At 72.1% G+C, this 17,414-nt stretch carries 16 protein-coding genes and 1 pseudogene; 11 read left to right on the top strand and 6 right to left on the bottom strand.

Annotated elements, in window-relative coordinates; translation table 11 throughout:
- Nucleotides 1-698, bottom strand: a 698-nt coding sequence (locus tag ACFWAR_RS32210; protein WP_385784880.1) for a DUF2510 domain-containing protein, incomplete at its 3' end; no start/stop codon positions are given.
- A gap of 266 nt (nucleotides 699-964) precedes the next feature.
- Here ACFWAR_RS32210 and ACFWAR_RS32205 point away from each other — a divergent pair.
- Nucleotides 965-1,444: an SsgA family sporulation/cell division regulator gene (locus ACFWAR_RS32205; RefSeq protein WP_385784877.1), complete on the top strand. Its 480-nt coding sequence runs from the start codon at nucleotides 965-967 to the stop codon at nucleotides 1,442-1,444.
- A 38-nt stretch (nucleotides 1,445-1,482) separates the two neighbouring features.
- On the opposite strand, the gene ACFWAR_RS32200 is transcribed toward ACFWAR_RS32205, so the two are convergent.
- Nucleotides 1,483-2,850 (bottom strand): FAD-binding oxidoreductase, encoded by a 1,368-nt coding sequence (locus ACFWAR_RS32200; protein ID WP_385784875.1) that lies wholly within the window; start codon nucleotides 2,848-2,850, stop codon nucleotides 1,483-1,485.
- A gap of 96 nt (nucleotides 2,851-2,946) precedes the next feature.
- Between ACFWAR_RS32200 and ACFWAR_RS32195 the strand changes: the two genes are divergently transcribed.
- The gene (locus ACFWAR_RS32195; RefSeq protein WP_385784872.1) at nucleotides 2,947-4,425 is read left to right on the top strand and encodes a tetratricopeptide repeat protein; all 1,479 of its coding nucleotides are present in this window, start codon (nucleotides 2,947-2,949) and stop codon (nucleotides 4,423-4,425) included.
- A gap of 67 nt (nucleotides 4,426-4,492) precedes the next feature.
- Here the strand turns inward: ACFWAR_RS32195 and hppD are convergent, their stop codons facing one another.
- Nucleotides 4,493-5,638 carry a 4-hydroxyphenylpyruvate dioxygenase gene (gene hppD, locus ACFWAR_RS32190; protein WP_354384406.1) on the bottom strand — a complete coding sequence of 382 codons (1,146 nt, stop codon included), beginning with the start codon at nucleotides 5,636-5,638 and terminating at the stop codon, nucleotides 4,493-4,495.
- 122 nt (nucleotides 5,639-5,760) lie between these two features.
- On the opposite strand from hppD, the gene ACFWAR_RS32185 reads away from it, so the two are divergent.
- From ACFWAR_RS32185 to ACFWAR_RS32150, 8 genes and pseudogenes are all read left to right on the top strand, one after another.
- The gene (locus tag ACFWAR_RS32185; RefSeq protein WP_385784869.1) at nucleotides 5,761-6,231 is read left to right on the top strand and encodes an Lrp/AsnC family transcriptional regulator; all 471 of its coding nucleotides are present in this window, start codon (nucleotides 5,761-5,763) and stop codon (nucleotides 6,229-6,231) included.
- A 39-nt stretch (nucleotides 6,232-6,270) separates the two neighbouring features.
- Entirely contained in the window at nucleotides 6,271-6,918 is a 648-nt protein-coding gene (locus ACFWAR_RS32180; RefSeq protein ID WP_385784866.1) for an ABC transporter permease, read from the top strand.
- Between the two features lie 97 nt (nucleotides 6,919-7,015).
- Complete coding sequence (locus ACFWAR_RS32175) at nucleotides 7,016-8,218, top strand: ABC transporter ATP-binding protein (protein ID WP_385784888.1); 1,203 nt, start codon at nucleotides 7,016-7,018, stop codon at nucleotides 8,216-8,218.
- The gene (locus tag ACFWAR_RS32170) at nucleotides 8,215-9,093 is read left to right on the top strand and encodes an ABC transporter permease (protein WP_385784864.1); all 879 of its coding nucleotides are present in this window, start codon (nucleotides 8,215-8,217) and stop codon (nucleotides 9,091-9,093) included. The genes ACFWAR_RS32175 and ACFWAR_RS32170 overlap by 4 nt, the downstream gene beginning before the upstream one ends.
- Nucleotides 9,094-10,113: a glycine betaine ABC transporter substrate-binding protein gene (locus tag ACFWAR_RS32165; RefSeq protein ID WP_385784861.1), complete on the top strand. Its 1,020-nt coding sequence runs from the start codon at nucleotides 9,094-9,096 to the stop codon at nucleotides 10,111-10,113. It abuts the gene before it with no gap.
- Nucleotides 10,114-10,177: 64 nt separating this feature from the next.
- Nucleotides 10,178-10,843, top strand: a complete 666-nt coding sequence (locus tag ACFWAR_RS32160) for an ArsR/SmtB family transcription factor (RefSeq protein WP_385784858.1) — start codon at nucleotides 10,178-10,180, stop codon at nucleotides 10,841-10,843.
- A gap of 114 nt (nucleotides 10,844-10,957) precedes the next feature.
- Nucleotides 10,958-11,260: a hypothetical protein gene (locus tag ACFWAR_RS32155; protein ID WP_385784855.1), complete on the top strand. Its 303-nt coding sequence runs from the start codon at nucleotides 10,958-10,960 to the stop codon at nucleotides 11,258-11,260.
- Nucleotides 11,245-12,549, top strand: a pseudogene (locus ACFWAR_RS32150) (MFS transporter); the annotation flags it as partial. The gene ACFWAR_RS32155 and the pseudogene ACFWAR_RS32150, both read left to right, overlap by 16 nt.
- On the opposite strand, the gene ACFWAR_RS32145 reads toward ACFWAR_RS32150, so the two are convergent.
- Together ACFWAR_RS32145 and ACFWAR_RS32140 are read right to left on the bottom strand one after the other, a co-directional pair.
- The gene (locus tag ACFWAR_RS32145) at nucleotides 12,479-13,255 is read right to left on the bottom strand and encodes a S16 family serine protease (protein ID WP_385784852.1); all 777 of its coding nucleotides are present in this window, start codon (nucleotides 13,253-13,255) and stop codon (nucleotides 12,479-12,481) included. The pseudogene ACFWAR_RS32150 and the gene ACFWAR_RS32145 sit on opposite strands and share 71 nt — an antisense overlap.
- A 55-nt stretch (nucleotides 13,256-13,310) precedes the next feature.
- Nucleotides 13,311-13,952: a helix-turn-helix domain-containing protein gene (locus ACFWAR_RS32140; RefSeq protein ID WP_354384399.1), complete on the bottom strand. Its 642-nt coding sequence runs from the start codon at nucleotides 13,950-13,952 to the stop codon at nucleotides 13,311-13,313.
- Nucleotides 13,953-14,319: 367 nt separating this feature from the next.
- Between ACFWAR_RS32140 and ACFWAR_RS32135 the strand changes: the two genes are divergently transcribed.
- A complete protein-coding gene (locus ACFWAR_RS32135) occupies nucleotides 14,320-15,330 on the top strand; it encodes a hypothetical protein (protein WP_385784849.1) in 1,011 nt (336 codons plus the stop codon).
- Nucleotides 15,331-15,448: 118 nt separating this feature from the next.
- Here ACFWAR_RS32135 and ACFWAR_RS32130 read toward each other — a convergent pair whose 3' ends face one another.
- A complete protein-coding gene (locus ACFWAR_RS32130; protein ID WP_385784847.1) occupies nucleotides 15,449-17,233 on the bottom strand; it encodes a DEAD/DEAH box helicase in 1,785 nt (594 codons plus the stop codon).
- Nucleotides 17,234-17,414 lie beyond the last annotated feature (181 nt).

Raw genomic sequence — 17,414 nt, 5'->3', positions numbered from 1 at the left:
GGCGCCACGGCGGTGCGGGCGGGGGCCGGCGCGGGGGCGCGGCGACTGCCCTGCGGTTCGGGCCAGTCGGGGGCCGGGGCGGTGGGCTGCGCGGGCGCGGCGGGCGCCACCGGTGACCTCGCCGAGAGGATGCCGACCCCGTCGAAGGCCCCGACCGGGGCGGCGGGGGCGGGGGCGGCGGGGGCGCGGCCGATCCGGACCCCGGAGGCGGAGGCGCGGACCGCCGCCGGTTCGCGCACCGACTCCCAGCGCGGCTCCGGGAACTGCTCCGGGAACGGCTCCGGGTGGGATTCCGGTTGTGCCTCGACGAGCGGCTCGGGGCGGCTCCGGCCGAGCGAGACACCACCCGGACGGGATGCGGCGTGCGCGTGCTCGGAATCGCCCTGGCCCCAGGAAACCATCTGGTCACGGGGGCCGCCGAAGCCCGCCTGGTGCACCGGGTCGGCCTGCCAGCGCACCGGCTCGGGCTCTGGCGCCCGTACGGGTTCCGGCTGCGCTGCGGGTTCCGGTTCGCGACAGGCGGCGGTCAGGGAGGTCTCGTCGAGGAAGACCGGTCCGGTCTCCTCCGCGGGCGCGGGGCGGCTCGTACCGGGGACCCAGGACCCGCCGTTCCAGTACCGGACGTACCCGGGGATGGACGGGTCGGGGTAGTACCCCTCGCGGGCCGCGTGCCCGCCGTCTCCAGGGGAGGCCGTCAATGTCCCCAACTCCGTTCGTGGCGCGAGGCATGTGCAGGGGAGGACCATAGCCAAGAACCGCGGTGCCGCAGGGCGGGTAACGCAAGAGTGCAGCCCTTCGGGCGAACCTCGTCCCATGCGCCTGCTTTCGGTCAGCCGATTGTTTTCGGCCATCCTTCGGAACGTTCGCGGAAGTCGCGTCATAGTCGCGTGCCGGCGCTCTCTCTCCGGGTGCGGGGTCGGACACCGGCCCCGCGCGAGGCGAAGTGAAGCGAAGTGAGGCTGCCATGCACTACCCCGTCATCGAGCGCGAGCTGGAACTGCGACTGGTCCTGTCCCCCGAGCGCAGCATCTGCGTGCCCGCCAAGCTGTCCTACCGCGCGGGCGACCCGTACGCGGTCCACATCACCTTCCACACCGGCACCAACGCACCGGTCAACTGGACCTTCGCCCGCGAGCTGCTCGTGGAGGGCGTCTTCCGCCCCAGCGGCCACGGGGACGTCCGGATCTGGCCCACCAAGATCGAGGGGCGCAGCGTGCTCTGCATGGCGCTCAGCTCCCCGGACGGGGACGCCCTGCTGGAGGCGCCGGCCGGGGCGGTGTCGGCCTGGCTGGAGCGCACCCTGCGGATGGTGCCGCCCGGGACCGAGGCCGAACGCCTGGGCCTGGACGACGCGTTGGCGGCGCTGCTCGCGCCGACCCCGGCCGACGACCTGTGGCTGCGCGACCCCTGGCCCTCGGACGAGTCCGCGGACGGCGACGCGTGAGCGGGGCCGCCGCAGCGGTGGCGGGGGCCGTCGGCGCCTCAGAACAGCTTGCCGGGGTTGAGCAGGCCCAGCGGGTCGAAGGCCTGCTTGACCGCGCGCTGCATCTCCATGCCGACCGGCCCCAACTCGCGGGCCAGCCACTCCTTCTTCAGCACGCCGACCCCGTGTTCGCCGGTGATCGTCCCGCCCAGCGCCAGGCCCAGCGCCATGATCTCGTCGAAGGACCGGCGGGCCCGGGCGCTCTCGTCGGCGTCCGCCGGGTCGAAGCAGACCACGGGGTGGGTGTTGCCGTCGCCCGCGTGCGCGCACACCCCGATGGTGAGGTCGTGGGTGCGGGCGATCTCGGCGGTGCCGTCCAGCATCTCGGCGAGGCGCGAGCGCGGCACGCACACGTCGTCGATCATCGTGGCCGGGCGCAGGGTGTCGAGCGCGGTCAGGGCCATCCGGCGCGCCTGGAGGAGCAGTTCGGACTCGGCCTCGTCGTCGGCGGGCACCACCGCGCCGGCTCCGGCGGCCGTGCACAGCTCCCCGACGGCCGCGAGGTCGGCGGGCGCGTCGGGGGTGTCGAAGGCCGCGAGGAGCAGCGCCTCGGTGGTCTCGGGCAGGCCCATCCTGCCGAGCGCGTTGACGGCGCGGACCGTCGTGCGGTCCATCAGTTCCAGCAGCGAGGGCGTCAGCCCGGCCTCCATGACGGCGCAGACGGCCGCGCAGGCCGCGGCGGCCGAGGGGAACTCGGCGGCGAGCGCGAGCTGGCGCGGCGGCGCGGGGCGCAGCGCGAGGACGGCCCGCACGACGACGCCCAGGGTGCCCTCGGAGCCGACGAAGAGCCGGGTCAGGTCGTAACCGGCGACGCCCTTGGCGGTGCGCCGTCCCGTGCGCAGCAGCCGCCCGTCGGCCAGGACCACGTCCAGCCCGAGCACGTACTCGGCGGTGACCCCGTACTTGACGCAGCACAGGCCGCCCGAGGCGGTGCCGATGTTGCCGCCGATCGTGCACTGCTCCCAGCTGGAGGGGTCCGGCGGGTAGTACAGGCCGCGCTCCGCGACGGCGCGCGAGAGCACGGCGTTGACCACGCCCGGTTCCACGACGGCGAGCCGGTCGACCGCGTCGATCTCCAGGATCCGGTCCATGTGGACCAGCGAGAGCACGATGCAGCCGTCGGAGGCGTTGGCCGCGCCCGACAGGCCCGTGCGGGCGCCCTGCGGGACGACGGGGACCCGTAGTGCCGTCGCGGTGCGCATCACGTGCTGGACCTGTTCGACCGTGCGGGGCAGGACCACGGCGGCCGGGGTGCCCGCCGGGCAGAAGCCCGCCATGTCGGTCGCGTACCCGGAGGTCACCTGGGGGTCGGTGATCACGGCCGCGGCCGGCAACCCCGCGTGCAGGCGTGCCAAGAGATCGTCCATGGGGCCAGCGTGGCACCCGCCGCCATCGGTGTGAACCCGGGCGCGACCCTCTTCGGACACCTCCGCGCGCTCTTCATATTGACGCACAGTGACCCCATGGACGAGGAATCGCGCCCCGCGCCACCCGTGACCTTCACCGGCCGCAAGACGCTCGTGCCGGCCGTCGTCGCCGTGGTCCTGATCGTCGGGGCCCTGGTGATCCGGCCGGTCGAGAACGGCGACGACGCCCGACCGCCCGGGCCCAGCGAGCGGGCCGCCTCCGCGGTCGGCATGGGCGCGCCCGCGGCGGCGGTCGACCTGAACGCGCTGATCGCCGACCGGGAGAAGTGGGTGGCCGCGCACGCCGACGACGACGGCTCGTGGGCGGTGCTGGGGGCGGCGTACCTGGAGCAGGCGCGGCGCACCGGCGACACGCTGTGGTGTCCCAAGGCGGAGCGGGCGCTGAAGCGCTCGCTGGAGCTGCGGCCCGCGGAGAAGGGCAACTTCGACGCGATGACGGGCATGGGCGCCCTGGCGGTGGCCCGGCGGGACTACGGGACCGCGAAGAAGTGGGGCGAGCTGGTGCGGGCGCAGTCGCCCAAGCGCTGGACGGCGTACCCGGTGCTCGTGGACGCCTACGGCGGGCTGGGCGACTACAAGGCCGCCGAGAAGGCGATGAACGAGCTGCTGGAGCTGCGCCCGGGACTGGCGGCCTTCACCCGGGCCGCGCAGGTCTACCGGGACCACGGCTGGCGCGAGGACGCGGTGGCCGCGATGGCGAACGCGTCGGGCGCGGCGAAGGCGCCGGTGGAGAAGGCGTACGTACTGGACCGGATGGGCGACCTGTCCTGGGAGCGCGGCGACTCGGGCGAGGCGCTGCGGATGTTCGAGGGCGCGCTGCGCACCGATCCGGGGCAGGCGGAGGCCCTGGGCGGGCGGGCGCGGGCGCTGGCCTCGCTGGGGCGCGCGGGCGAGGCGGTGCGGGACTACCGGATGGCGCTGGGCCGGGCGGCGGTGCCGCGGCTGGCGCTGGAGCTGGGCGAGCTGCTGGAGTCGCTCGGCCGGACGGAGGAGGCGCGCACGCCGTACGAGCTGCTGGGCTCGCTGGCGTCCAAGGGCCTGGCGAACGGGGTCTCGGACGAGGTCACGCTCGGCCTGTACGAGGCGGACCACGGCGATCCGGCGGCGGCGGTGCGGCGGCTGACGGCCGAGTGGGGCCGGCACAAGAACCTGCAGGTGGCGGACGCCCTGGGGTGGGCGCTGCACCGGACCGGGGACGACGCGGCGGCGCTGGAGTACGCGAAGAAGGCGACCGAGCTGGGGCTGCGGAGCGCGGACTTCTCCTACCACCGGGGGCAGATCGAGCGGGGCCTGGGCGACGTGGCGGCGGCCCGCCGCCACTTCCAGGACGCGCTGCGGACCAACCCGCGGTTCTCGCCGCTGCGGGGGCCGCAGGCGAAGGAGGCGCTGGACGCGGCGGGCCAGCCCGCGGCCGGCGGGCCGGAGAACATGCAGCCGAAGGGGCCGTGGGTGGCTCCGGTGATGCCGAAGCCGACGGCGAAGGCCTCCCCGTCGCCTTCGCCGTCGGCCCGCTGATCCCCCGTCGCGCGCGCGGCGGGGCCGGGGCCGCTCGAAGCGGTCCCGGCCCCGCCGGGCTTGGCGACTAGAGGTTCCCGCGCTTCTCCTGCTCGCGCTCGATCGCCTCGAACAGGGCCTTGAAGTTGCCCTTGCCGAAGCCCATGGAGCCGTGGCGCTCGATCATCTCGAAGAAGACGGTCGGCTTGTCCTGGACCGGCTTGGTGAAGATCTGCAGCAGGTAGCCGTCCTCGTCGCGGTCGACGAGGATCTTGAGCTCGCGCAGGGTCTCCACCGGCACGCGGGTCTCGCCCGCCCACTCGCCGAGGGTGTCGTAGTACGAGTCCGGGGTGTCGAGGAAGGCCACGCCGGCCGCGCGCATCGTGCGCACCGTCGAGACGATGTCGTTCGTCGCGAGCGCGATGTGCTGGACGCCCGCGCTGCCGTAGAACTCCAGGTACTCGTCGATCTGCGACTTCTTCTTCGCGATCGCGGGCTCGTTGATCGGGAACTTGACCTTCAGGGTGCCGTCCGCGACGACCTTCGACATCAGCGCCGAGTACTCGGTCGCGATGTCGTCGCCCACGAACTCCTTCATGTTCGTGAAGCCCATGACCTTGTTGTAGAAGGCGACCCACTCGTTCATGCGGCCCAGCTCGACGTTGCCGACGCAGTGGTCGATCGCCTGGAAGGTCCGCTTGGCCGGGCCCTCCACCAGGGGGGCGACGCCGACGAAGCCCGGCAGGTAGGGGCCGGAGTAGTTCGAGCGGTCGACCAGGGTGTGGCGGGTCTGGCCGTAGGTGGCGATCGCGGCCAGGACGACCGTGCCGTGCTCGTCCTTCAGCTCGTACGGCTCGTCCAGGCCGCGGGCGCCCTGCTCGACGGCGAAGGCGTAGGCGGCGCGGGCGTCCGGCACCTCGATCGCGAGGTCGATGACACCGTCGCCGTGCTCGGCGACGTGCTCGGCGATGAAGCGGCCGTGGTCGGTGGACGGCTTGATGACCGAGGTCAGGACGAAGCGCGCGGAGCCGTTGGTCAGGACGTAGCTCGCGGTCTCGCGGCAGCCGTTCTCCGGGCCGGAGTAGGCGACGAGCTTCATGCCGAAGGCCGTGGAGTAGAAGTGCGCGGCCTGCTTGGCATTGCCGACGGCGAAGACCACCGCGTCCATTCCCTTGACCGGGAAGGGGTCTGCCGTGCGGGCGGCGTCCGTGGCGTGATCGAGGGTCTCAGTCATGAGCGCAGAGTCCCGCCGAACCACAAGCTGCGCAATAGTTCGCATTTTCATTGCGCACATTGACCAGTATGACCGCAGGATGAATGCAGCATCTGTACAGGATGACCAGCGAAAGGACACCCATGGCGATCGATCAATTGGACGGCAGGCTCATCGTGCTGCTCGCCCGGGAACCCCGGATCGGGGTCCTGGAGGCCTCGCGGCGGCTCGGCGTCGCGCGCGGCACGGTCCAGGCCCGTCTGGACCGGCTTCAATCGAATGGCGTCATCCGCGGATTCGGCCCGCAGGTGGATCCGACGGCGCTCGGCTACCCGGTCACGGCCTTCGCCACGCTGGAGATCAAACAGGGGCAAGGGGCGGACGTGCGGGCCCACTTGTCCGGGGTTCCGGAGGTGCTGGAGCTGCACACCACCACGGGCCACGGGGACATGCTGTGCCGGCTGGTGGCCCGTTCCAACGCGGACCTCCAGCGGGTGATCGACCGGGTTGTCGGATTTGATGGCATCGTGAGGGCTTCGACGGCAATTGTCATGGAGAATCCCGTACCCTTGCGGATCATCCCGCTGGTCGAACAAGCGGCCGAGGACGACTGAGCCGGCACCGGGCCGACACGAAGGGCGAGGTGACGCGGCGTGAGCTTCTGGTCCTACCTCTCGCACCGCCACCAGCAGCTGCTGACCGACGCCTTCCAGCACGCCAGCGCCGTCTTCCAGTGCATGGTGATCGCGACCGTGCTCGGCATCGCGATCGGCGTCCTGACCTACCGCAGCGGCTGGGCGGGAAACCTGGCCATCACCTCCACCTCGACCGTGCTGACCGTCCCTTCGCTGGCCCTGCTCGGCCTGCTGATCCCGCTCGTCGGGCTCGGCGTCGCACCGACCGTGATCGCGCTGACCCTGTACGGGCTGCTGCCGATCGTCCGGAACTCGATCGTGGGGCTGCGGGGCGTCGACCCGGCCCTCGTCGACGCCGCCACCGGCATCGGGATGTCGCGCACCGCCCGGCTCCTGCGGGTCGAGCTGCCGCTCGCCTGGCCGCCGATCCTGACCGGCATCCGGGTCTCCACGCAGATGCTCATGGGCATCGCCGCGATCGCCGCGTACGCCTCGGGCCCCGGGCTCGGCAACGAGATCTTCCGCGGGATCGCCTCGCTCGGCAGCGCCAACGCCATCAACCAGGTACTGGCCGGGACCGTCGGCATCGTCATCCTCGCCCTGCTCTTCGACGCCGCGTACGTCCTGCTCGGTCGTCTCACCATCCCGAGGGGAATCCGTGTCTGAGCCGATCGAGACCACTGGCGCGCCGTCCGCACCGACCGGCCCCCCGGACCGCTCCCCCGCCGACGCCCCGGCCTCCGGGGCGGCCTCCGGGGCGGCCATCCGGCTGGAGGAGCTCACCAAGCGCTACCCGGGCAACCCCCACCCCTCCGTGGACGGCGTCTCCATGGACATCAAGGCCGGCGAGACCGTCGTCTTCGTCGGCCCCTCGGGGTGCGGGAAGTCCACCACCCTCAAGATGATCAACAGGCTGATCGAGCCCAGCTCGGGCCGGATCCGGATCGGCGACGAGGACGTCACCGACATGGACCCGGTCAAGCTGCGGCGCAAGATCGGGTACGCGATCCAGTCGTCCGGGCTCTTCCCGCACATGACGGTCGCCGAGAACATCGCCCTCGTCCCCAAGATGGTCGGCTGGTCCAAGTCCCGCGTGAAGGACCGGGTCGAGGAGATGCTCGACCTGGTGGGCCTGGACCCGAGGGAGTTCCACGGCCGCTATCCGCGCCAGCTCTCGGGCGGCCAGCAGCAACGCGTGGGCGTGGCCCGGGCGCTGGCCGCCGACCCGCCCGTGCTGCTGATGGACGAGCCCTTCGGCGCGGTCGACCCGATCACCCGCGACCACCTCCAGGACGAGCTGATCCGGCTCCAGCACGAACTGCACAAGACGATCGTCTTCGTCACCCACGACTTCGACGAGGCCATCAAGCTCGGCGACCGGATCGCGGTGCTGCGCGAACGCTCGCACATCGCCCAGTTCGACACCCCCGAGGCGATCCTGACCAACCCGGCCGACGACTTCGTCTCCGGCTTCGTCGGCGCGGGCGCCGCCCTCAAGCGGCTCAACCTCACCCGGGTCCGGGAGGTCGAGATCGCCGACTTCCCCACGGTGACGGTCGACGATCCGCTCCAGCAGATCTTCAACAAGCTGCGCACCGGCCCGCACAACGAGCTGCTGATGCTGGACCGGCGCGGGCGCCCCTACAAGTGGCTGCGGCGCGGCGACCTGATGCGCGCCAAGGGCTCCCTCGCGCGGGCGGGCCAGCTGGTGCACGACACGGTGACCCGGGACGCCACGCTGCACGACGCGCTGGAGGCGGTCCTGACGGACAGCGGCGGCCGGGTGGCGGTGACCGGACGGCGCGGGGAGTACATCGGCGTCGTCGACGTGGAGACCCTGATGAACTCGGTGCACGAGATGCTGGAGGCGGACCGGCTCGCGGCCGCCGAGCACCAGCACGACCTGGAGGAACTGCGCCACCACCGCACCGACCGAGAGCTGGAGGGTGGTGCGGAGCCCTCATGAACACCGGGAAGTCACCGGTCCCCTCCCCCGAGCGCCCGCCGGGCGAGCACGAGGTCATGGGCCACGCCTTCCGCGACGAGGCGCTGATCGAGGATCCGCGGGAGGGGGCCGCGGAGCCGACGGCCGCCGCGGCCCGGCCCCGGCGGCGGATCACCTGGCCGCAGCTGGTCGTGCTGCCCGCGGTGCTGGCGCTGGTGCTGCTGGCGACGTACCTGTGGATCACCAACATCCACCTGGACACGATCGCCGAGAACTCCCTCAGCGGCGGGAACGTGCAGCTGCGCCTCTGGCAGCACGTCCAGCTGACCGCGATCTCCACCTTCTGGGTCCTGGTCATCGCCATCCCGCTGGGCATCGCGCTCACCCGGGGCGCGCTGCGCAGGGCCGCTCCCGTGGTCACCGCGATCGCCAACATCGGCCAGGCCACCCCGGCGATCGGCCTGTTGGCGCTGCTGGTGATCTGGCTGGGCATCGGCCCCTCGACCGCGATCATCGGGATGGTCGCCTACGCCGTGCTGCCGGTGCTGTCCAACACGGTGGCCGGGCTGCGGGCCATCGATCCCCAGCTGGTGGAGGCCGCGCGCGGGATCGGGATGTCCTCGCTGGGGACGCTGGGCAGGGTGGAGCTGCCGCTCGCCGTCCCGCTGATCCTGGCGGGCGTACGGACGGCCCTGGTGCTCAATGTCGGCACGGCGGCCCTGGCCACCTTCGGCGGGGGCGGCGGCCTCGGCGACCTGATCACCTCGGGGATCCAGACGCAGCGGATGCCGGTGCTGGTGCTGGGGTCGGTGCTGACGGTCGCGCTGGCCCTGTTCGTGGACTGGCTGGCCTCGCTGGCCGAGACGGTCATGACACCGCGCGGGCTGGAGGCGTAGATGAGCAGGCGATCGGGCGCGGCACGGGCCGGAGCACGGGTGGCGGGGCGCGCGGGAGCGCGGTCCGCGCTCGCGGCGGCGGTGCTGCTGGCGGTGGTGTCGGGGTGCGGGCTCAAGAGCGGGTCGCCGCTGGTGGACGACGTGGTGCCCGGCTCGGTCGGGCAGGGGCTCCCGCTCAAGGGCGCCTCCTTGACGGTCACCTCGAAGAACTTCAGCGAGAACATCGTGCTGGGCCAGATGATCGGGCTGATCTTCAAAGCGGCGGGGGCCGAGGTCCTGGACCGGACGAACCTGCCCGGCTCGATCAGCGCGCGCGAGGCGGTCGTCAAGGGCGACGCCGACGCGATGTACGAGTACACGGGCACGGCCTGGATCACCTACCTCGGCAACGCCGAGCCGATCGACGACCCGCACGCGCAGTGGGAGGCGGTCCGCGCGGCGGACGTGAAGAACGGCGTGGCCTGGCTGCCGCAGTCGTCCCTCAACAACACCTACACGCTGGCGATCAGCAAGAAGAACAACGCGAAGTACCACCTGAAGACCATGTCGGACATGGCGAAGCTGGCCCGGGAGGACCCGGGCGCCGTGACGGTGTGCGTGGAGAACGAGTTCGCCTCGCGGGAGGACGGCCTGACGGGGATGGAGCGGGCCTACGAGATGAAGATCCCGGCGGGCAACGTCCGCAAGATGGACGCCGGGATCATCTACACGCAGGTGTCGAAGTCGGACTCCTGCCTGCTGGGCGAGGCCTTCACCACGGACGGCCGGATCAAGGCGATGGACCTGGACACGCTGACGGACGACCGGAGGTTCTTCCCCAACTACAACGCGGCCCCCGAGATCCACGCCAAGACGCTGGCCAAGTACCCGGTGATCGCGAAGCTGTTGGACCCCCTGACGAAGCGGCTCACGACACGGGTGGCGCAGGACCTGAACGCGAAGGTGGACGTGGAGGGGCAGGACCCGCACGACGTGGCGAAGCAGTGGCTGATCGAGCAGGGGTTCATCAAGGAGGGCTGAGTTCCAAAGAGATCTCTGCAAAGAAGTCCTTGCAAAGGTCTCTTTGCAAGCCTAGAGTCGAGGCATGCCCGAGAACGCCGAGCCCCGGCGGCCCGCCGCCGAAGCCGAACCGCCCACGTCCACGTCCACGCCGAAGCCCACCGAGTCGCCCACGTCGACCGGGTCGTCCGCGCCCAAGGTGCGCAATCTCGATGCGCACGCCCTGCGCGGGCTCGCCCACCCGCTGCGCATACGACTGCTGGCCGCCCTGCGCCACAACGGTCCGGCCACCGCCTCCCAACTGGCCGAGCAGCTGGGCGAGTCCAGCGGCGCCACCAGCTACCACCTGCGCCAGCTCGCCGCCCACGGGTTCGTCGAGGACGCGCCCGAGCACGGCAAGGGCCGCGAGCGCTGGTGGCGGGCCTCCCATGAGGGCACGAGCTTCGACGAGACCATGGCGGACGACGCCGACCCGGCCACGCGCAGCGCGGCGGAGGTCTTCCTGCACGAGATCGCGACCATCCACGCGCAGGAGATGAACACCTGGCTCGGCACCTCCCACACCTGGTCGACCGAGTGGCGCCGGGGCGCGGACCTCAGCGACTTCACGCTGCGCCTGACCGCCGGCCAGACGCACGAACTGATCCACAAGATGCACGACCTGATCAACAGTTACCGCGATCTGGGCCCCGCGGAGGAGACCGAGACGGTCCGCTTCCACACGCACGTCTTCCCCCGGACCTCCGACTGACCCCGGCCCCGCCGGGCAACGCTCCCCCACCGCAACGCACCGCACCGCCCCGCACCGCCCGCACCACCCCGGAATCCGATTGACCTGCACCCTCCTGCCGGAAAGAGTCCTGCCATGCCTGCCACTCCTGTCCACACCCATGCCCTGACGCCCGCCTTCACGCCCGCCCTCACGCCCGCCTTCACGCCGGCCGAGACCCACGCCGTCCTGCACGCCGCCCGCACGGCCGAACTGGCGGCGGGGGCCGCCGCGGCCGCCGCCCGGCGGGACGCCCCGGCCCGCGCCCGGGCGGCCGACACCCCTTCCGTGGCGGGTGTGCGCACCCTGCTCGGCACCGCGCTCGTCGCCGCCGGGACCCGGCTCCTCGCCCACGGCCAGGGCTACGGCCAGGGCTCCGCACGTCCGCACGCGGCATGAGCAGGCGCCCCTTCGCGGCGGTCCTGGCCGCCAACACCATCTCGATAGCCGGTAGTTCGCTCACCCTCATCGGCGTCCCGTGGTTCGTCCTGCAGACCACGGGCAGCGCCGGCCGGGCCGGGGTCGTGGCCTTCTGCGCCACCCTGCCCGTCATCGTGGCCGCCCTCGTCGGGGGGCCGGTCATCGACCGGATCGGCCGCCGCCGGGTCTCGGTGGCCTCGGACCTGATCTGCGCCCTCTCCGTCGCCACCGTCCCGCTGCTGCACTACGCGGGGGCGCTGGACTTCTGGATGCTGTGCGCGCTGATGGCCGTCGGCGGCCTCGTGCACACCCCGGGGCTGACCGCCCGCGGCGTGCTGCTGCCCGACCTCGCCGAGCACGCGGGCACCACCCTCACGCGGGCCGCCGGGCTCTACGACGCGGTCTCGCGCGGGGCGCGGATGATCGGGGCCGCGCTGGCGGGCGTCCTCATCGCCTTCTTCGGGGCCGAGTCCGTCCTGCTGCTGGACGCGGCCACCTTCGGGGTCTCCGCACTGCTGGTCGCCGCGTTCCTGCGCGGGGTGCCGGCGGCCGAGCCGCAGGGCCGGGCCGGGTCGGTGTCCCTGGCGGGGTACCGGGCGGAGCTGGGCGAGGGGTGGCGGTTCCTGCTGGGGTCCCGGCTGCTGTTGGGGATCACCTTCATGGTCATGCTGACGAACGGCATCGACCAGGGGTGGGGCGCCGTACTGCTGCCGGTGCACGGCCGCGAGGCGCTCGGCGGGGCCACCGCGATCGGCCTGCTGATCTCCCTCTTCGGCGGCTTCGCGCTGCTGGGCGCGCTGCTCTACGGCGCCTGGGGCGACCGGCTCCCCCGGCGGCTGGTGTTCGCGGTGGCGTTCCTGCTCTGCGGGGCGCCGCGCTTCCTGGTGGCGGGCCTGACCGACACCACCCTGCCGCTCGCGGTGACGATGGCGCTGTCCGGGCTCGGGGCGGGCGTGCTCAACCCCGTCCTCACCACGGTGCTCTACGAGCACGTGCCCGACGAGCTGCGCAGTCGGGTGGCGGGCGTGACCACGGCGGGCTGCGAACTGACCATGCCGCTCGGCGGACTCGGCGCCGGCCTGCTGGTGGACGGATGGGGCATCGGTCCGGCACTGCTGTTCTTCGGCGGGGCCTACCTGCTGACGACCCTCGCCCCGCTGGTCTTCCCGGCCTGGCGGGCGATGGAGAAGCCGCCGCTCAGCACGACGGAACCGGCTCCCCGAGGTGCAGTGCCCGCAGATCGTTCACCGCTTCCGTCAGGGTCGTGACGGGGATCAGCCGCATTCCTTTAGGGAGTTCGGACTTGGCGTCCGAGCACTCCGCCTTGGGCACCAGGAAGACGGTCGCGCCGTCCCGCGCGGCGGCCTGCGTCTTGAGCGCCACGCCCCCGACCGCGCCGACCGTGCCGTCCGCGGTGATCGTGCCCGTACCGGCGATGTCGCGACCGCCGGTGAGGTCGCCGCCCTTCCCGTCGCCGTCGAGCTTGTCGACGATGCCGAGGGAGAAGAGCAGCCCGGCACTGGGGCCGCCGACGTCGGCGAGGTTGAGTTCGACCTTCACCGTGTCGGGGCTCTTGTGCAGGAAACCGAGCGCGGCCTGGGCGGCGGCCGACTGCGACTTGGTCATCTCCTCCAGGTTGTGCGCGGTGATCTCCTTGTCGCTGCCGCCCGTCGGGTAGACCGCTTCCTTGGGCATGACCGCACGGTCCGTCCGGAACCAGTTGTCGACCAGCTCGGCCAGGCCGACCGTGCTGGACGGCCCGGTGGCCAGGATCGTGGTCATCCGCAGGTGCCCGCTGGTCTCCCGGGTCGGCGCGCCCGTGACCGTGATCACGGGCTTGCCGTCCTTCGCCCCGAGCACGTCCGTGGTCAGGCCCGGACTCGCGAGGACGAACGGCAGCGGCGCCAGGGCGGCCACGGCGAACAGGGCGAGCAGGGGCGCGGCGCAGACGGCCAGGGCGGCGGGACGCGACATGCGTGTGAGGCGAGAGAGCACCCGGCCAATCTAGCCGCCGGGCGCCCGCTCCGGCTCAGCGCAGCGCGTCGGCGACCTCGCGGGCCGCGTCCACGACCCGCGGACCGACCCGTTCGGGCACGGCGTCGGCGAGCATCACGACGCCCACGCTGCCCTCCAGGCCCGTGATGCCCACCAGGGGCGCGGCAGCGCCGCTGGCGCCCGCTTCCAGCTCCCCGTGGGTCAAGGTGTACCCGGGGTCGATCAAGGAGCCCTGACGGGCGGCCAGGATCGCCCGGCCCGCGGCACCGCGGTCCAGCGGGTGGCGGAAGCCCGCCCGGTAGGCGACGTGGTAGTCGGTCCAGGTGGGTTCCACGACGGCCACGGCGAGCGCCTCGGTCCCGTCGACGAGGGTCAGGTGCGCGGTGGCCCCTATGTCCTCGGCGAGGGAGCGGAGCGCCGGAAGGGCCGCCTCGCGCACGAGCGGGTGGACCTGACGTCCCAGCCGCAGTACGCCGAGCCCGACGCGGGCGCGGCCGCCGAGGTCACGGCGGACCAGGGCGTGCTGCTCCAGCGTGGCGAGGAGGCGGTAGACCACGGTGCGGTTGACACCGAGGCGGTTGGACAGCTCTGTGACGGTCAGACCGTGGTCGGTGTCGGCGAGCAGTTTGAGGACTCTGAGCCCTCTGTCGAGAGTCTGGGAGGTTTCCGCGGTCACGACGCCTCTCCCTCTTTCGGTGAGCGGCGGTGACTCTCGCGGGGTGGAGCGCTGCCGTATCCCTTCGGCGACGCACGGAGAGGCCGCCGGTACAGACCATGGCACCGGCTGCGCTCCCGCGGCGGCACTGCCACGGGGCGTTCATTGCGGGGACAGTAGCGAGCGGGTCCGCTCAGCGGAAGGGCTCGTCCAGAATCCGGGCGCCTACTACCCGTATATACCGGTTCGCTCCGGGCCCCAGTGCCAAGTCGTGACCTACCCCGCAGTAAAAGCTGTTTAAAGAACGATTAGTCTGATCGTGTTCAAAAACGTTGGGGGTGGGGACGGGCTGTCATGCCCGAAGCCACACGGGAGGGATTACACACCAATGAACCTGAAGCGCATGGCCGTCGTGGCCGCCGCAGCCGTGGTCGGTCCGACGGTCCTCATGGCCACGCCGGCGATGGCCGACGAGGTCAAGAACACCGCGGTCACGACCCCGGACACCGACCTCACCAAGGACGCCGCCCCGGTCGCGGACAAGACGGACAAGGCCGAGACCCCGGCCCCGGTCGTCCCGGTCACCCCGCCGGTCGTCCCGGCCCCGGTGGTCCCGACCCCGGTCGTTCCGCCGCTCGTTCCCCCGGTCGCCGACGGCAAGGTGCCGGCTCCGGCGCCGCTGCCCGGCGACGAGGACGAGATCACCGCCCCCGGCCCGAAGCTGGGCCTCAAGGGCGTCCCGTCCTCCTTCAAGGCGGGTGGCGACTGGTCCGGATTCAAGGTCACCGTCAACAACGACGGCAAGGCCCAGAAGAGCTACGTCCTCGTCCTGGCCGTCGCCGACGAGAACGCCGAGCTGGAGGCCAAGGACGTCCGGGTCCAGGTCCTGGTCGGCGGTGTCTGGCACGACGCCCAGATCATCGACGAGGCCGGCACGCCCGTCGCGCTGCTGACGGACGACATCAACCTGCCGAAGGGCGCCACGGAGCTTTCCGTCCGCGTCCGCTTCGGTGCGAACGCCCCGGTCGGCGAGATCCTCTTCGCCGCCTCCGGCGGTAGCAACCTCGACGAGGACATCTGGTCCGACACGGCCATCGAGTACTCGAAGATCTCCCGCGGCACCAACGGCGGTGGCAACACCGGCGGCAACACCGGTGGGAACACGGGCGGGAACACGGGTGGCAACACCAACAACCCGAAGCCCGACGGTGGCACCACCACCCCGATCGTCGACCACAACGGCGGCAACAACGCCGGTGGCAACACCACCGGTGGCGAGCTGGCCGAGACCGGCGCCGACGCCGCCACCTCCTGGGCCCTCGGTGGCGCGGGCGTGGCCCTCGCCATGGGCGCCGCCCTGGTCGCGGGCACCGGCCGCCGCCGTCGCCCGACCGCGTAACACCGGCCCCTCGGGGCCACGGTGAACGAACGGGGCCCGTGCGCGGCAAGCGCACGGGCCCCGTCCCACGTCCACGGACCCACGGCGGTCAGGACCACCGGATCACGGGATCAGGCGATCACCGCATCTTGGTGGCCCACTCCTGCACCTTCTTGATCCGCTCGCGCAGCTGCCCCGCCGTCGCCTCCGCGCTCGGCGGCCCGCCGCACACCCGCCGCAGCTCGGTGTGGACGACCCCGTGCGGCTTGCCGCTCTGGTGGACGTACGCGCCCACCATCGTGTTCAGCGACTTGCGCAGCTCCAGCAGCTCCTTGTGCGAAACGACGGGACGCCGCTCGGCCGGCAGCTCCAGCAGGTCCGCCTCGGAGTCGGGCTTGCGACGGCTGTGCGCGATCTGCCGGGCCTGGCGCTTGTGCAGCAGCAGCTGGACCTGGTCCGGCTCCAGCAGCCCGGGGATGCCCAGGTAGTCCTGCTCCTCCTCGCTGCCCGGGTGCGCCTGCATCCCGAACTCGGCGCCGTCGAAGAGCACCCGGTCGAAGACCGCGTCGGACTCCAGCGCCTCGAAGGACATCTGCTCCTCGTCGCCGGTGTCCTCGTCCTCCTGCCGGTTCGCCTCCTCCATCTCCTTCTCGGAGTCGGCGTAGGGGTCTTCCTCCCCCTGCTTCTTCGGCTTGTCGAGGACGTGGTCGCGCTCGACCTCCATCTCGTTGGCGAAGCCGAGGAGGTAGGGGATCGTCGGAAGGAACACCGACGCCGTCTCGCCGCGCCTGCGCGATCGCACGAAGCGTCCGACGGCCTGCGCGAAGAACAGCGGGGTCGAGATCGTCGTCGCGTACACGCCGACCGCGAGCCGCGGTACGTCGACGCCCTCGGACACCATCCGGACCGCGACCATCCAGCGGCTGCCGTCCTCGCTGAAGGTGTCGATCCGCTTCGAGGCGCCCGTGTCGTCGGAGAGGACGACGGTCGCCTTGGTCCCGGTGATCTCCTTGATCAGCTTGGCGTACGCGCGCGCCGACTCCTGGTCGGCGGCGATCACCAGCCCGCCCGCGTCCGGGATGCCCTTCCTGACCTCGGTCAGGCGCTGGTCGGCGGCGCGCAGCACGTTCGGCATCCAGTCGCCGCGCGGGTCCAGCGCGGTGCGCCAGGCCTGCGAGATGGCGTCCTTGGTCATCGGTTCGCCCAGCCGGGCGGCGATCTCGTCGCCCGCCTTGGTGCGCCAGCGCATGTTGCCGCTGTAGGACATGAAGATCACGGGGCGGACGACGCCGTCGGCGAGCGCGTTGCCGTAGCCGTAGGTGTAGTCGGCGCTGGAGCGCCGGATCCCGTCGTTCCCCTCCTCGTACGTGACGAAGGGGATCGGGTTCGTGTCGGACCGGAAGGGCGTACCGGTCAGCGCGAGCCGCCGGGTGGCCGGGTCGAAGGCCTCCAGGCACGCCTCGCCCCAGGACTTCGAGTCACCGGCGTGGTGGATCTCGTCGAGGATCACGAGGGTCTTGCGCTGCTCGCACCGGTTGCGGTGCAGCATCGGCCGTACGCCGACACCCGCGTAGGTGACGGCGACGCCGTGGTAGTCCTTGCTGAGCGGCCCCGCCGAGTAGTCGGGGTCGAGGCGGATCCCTATCCGGGCGGCCGCCTCCGCCCACTGCTTCTTCAGGTGCTCGGTGGGCGCGACGACGGTGACCTGCTGCACGACGTGGTGGTGCAGCAGCCAGGAGGCCAGGGTCAGCGCGAAGGTGGTCTTGCCCGCGCCGGGGGTCGCGACGGCCATGAAGTCGCGCGGCTGGGTTTCGAGGTATCGGGTGAGCGCACCCTCCTGCCAGGCACGCAGCTTGCTGGCGGTACCCCACGGCGCACGGCCGGGGAAGGCGGGGGAGAGGTGGTGGGAGGCGGTAGTAGTCACGGTCTCCGGTTCGGGCTCTCGGGGGCGTATCGACGTACGTATCCGTTGCGGGCAGCGATACGGACGGCGAAACGCGCGGCGATACGGGCGGCAGGCTGTCGTACGTAGGACAACCGTGCCACCTTACCGGCCCCCGCCGGAGGCCGCGGGAGGGACAGGCCCGTGACCTCGGCGGGTGCGG

The sequence above is a fragment of the Streptomyces sp. NPDC059917 genome (assembly GCF_042730635.1).
Classification (GTDB): domain Bacteria; phylum Actinomycetota; class Actinomycetes; order Streptomycetales; family Streptomycetaceae; genus Streptomyces.
This window is presented reverse-complemented; position numbering and strand designations above follow the sequence as displayed.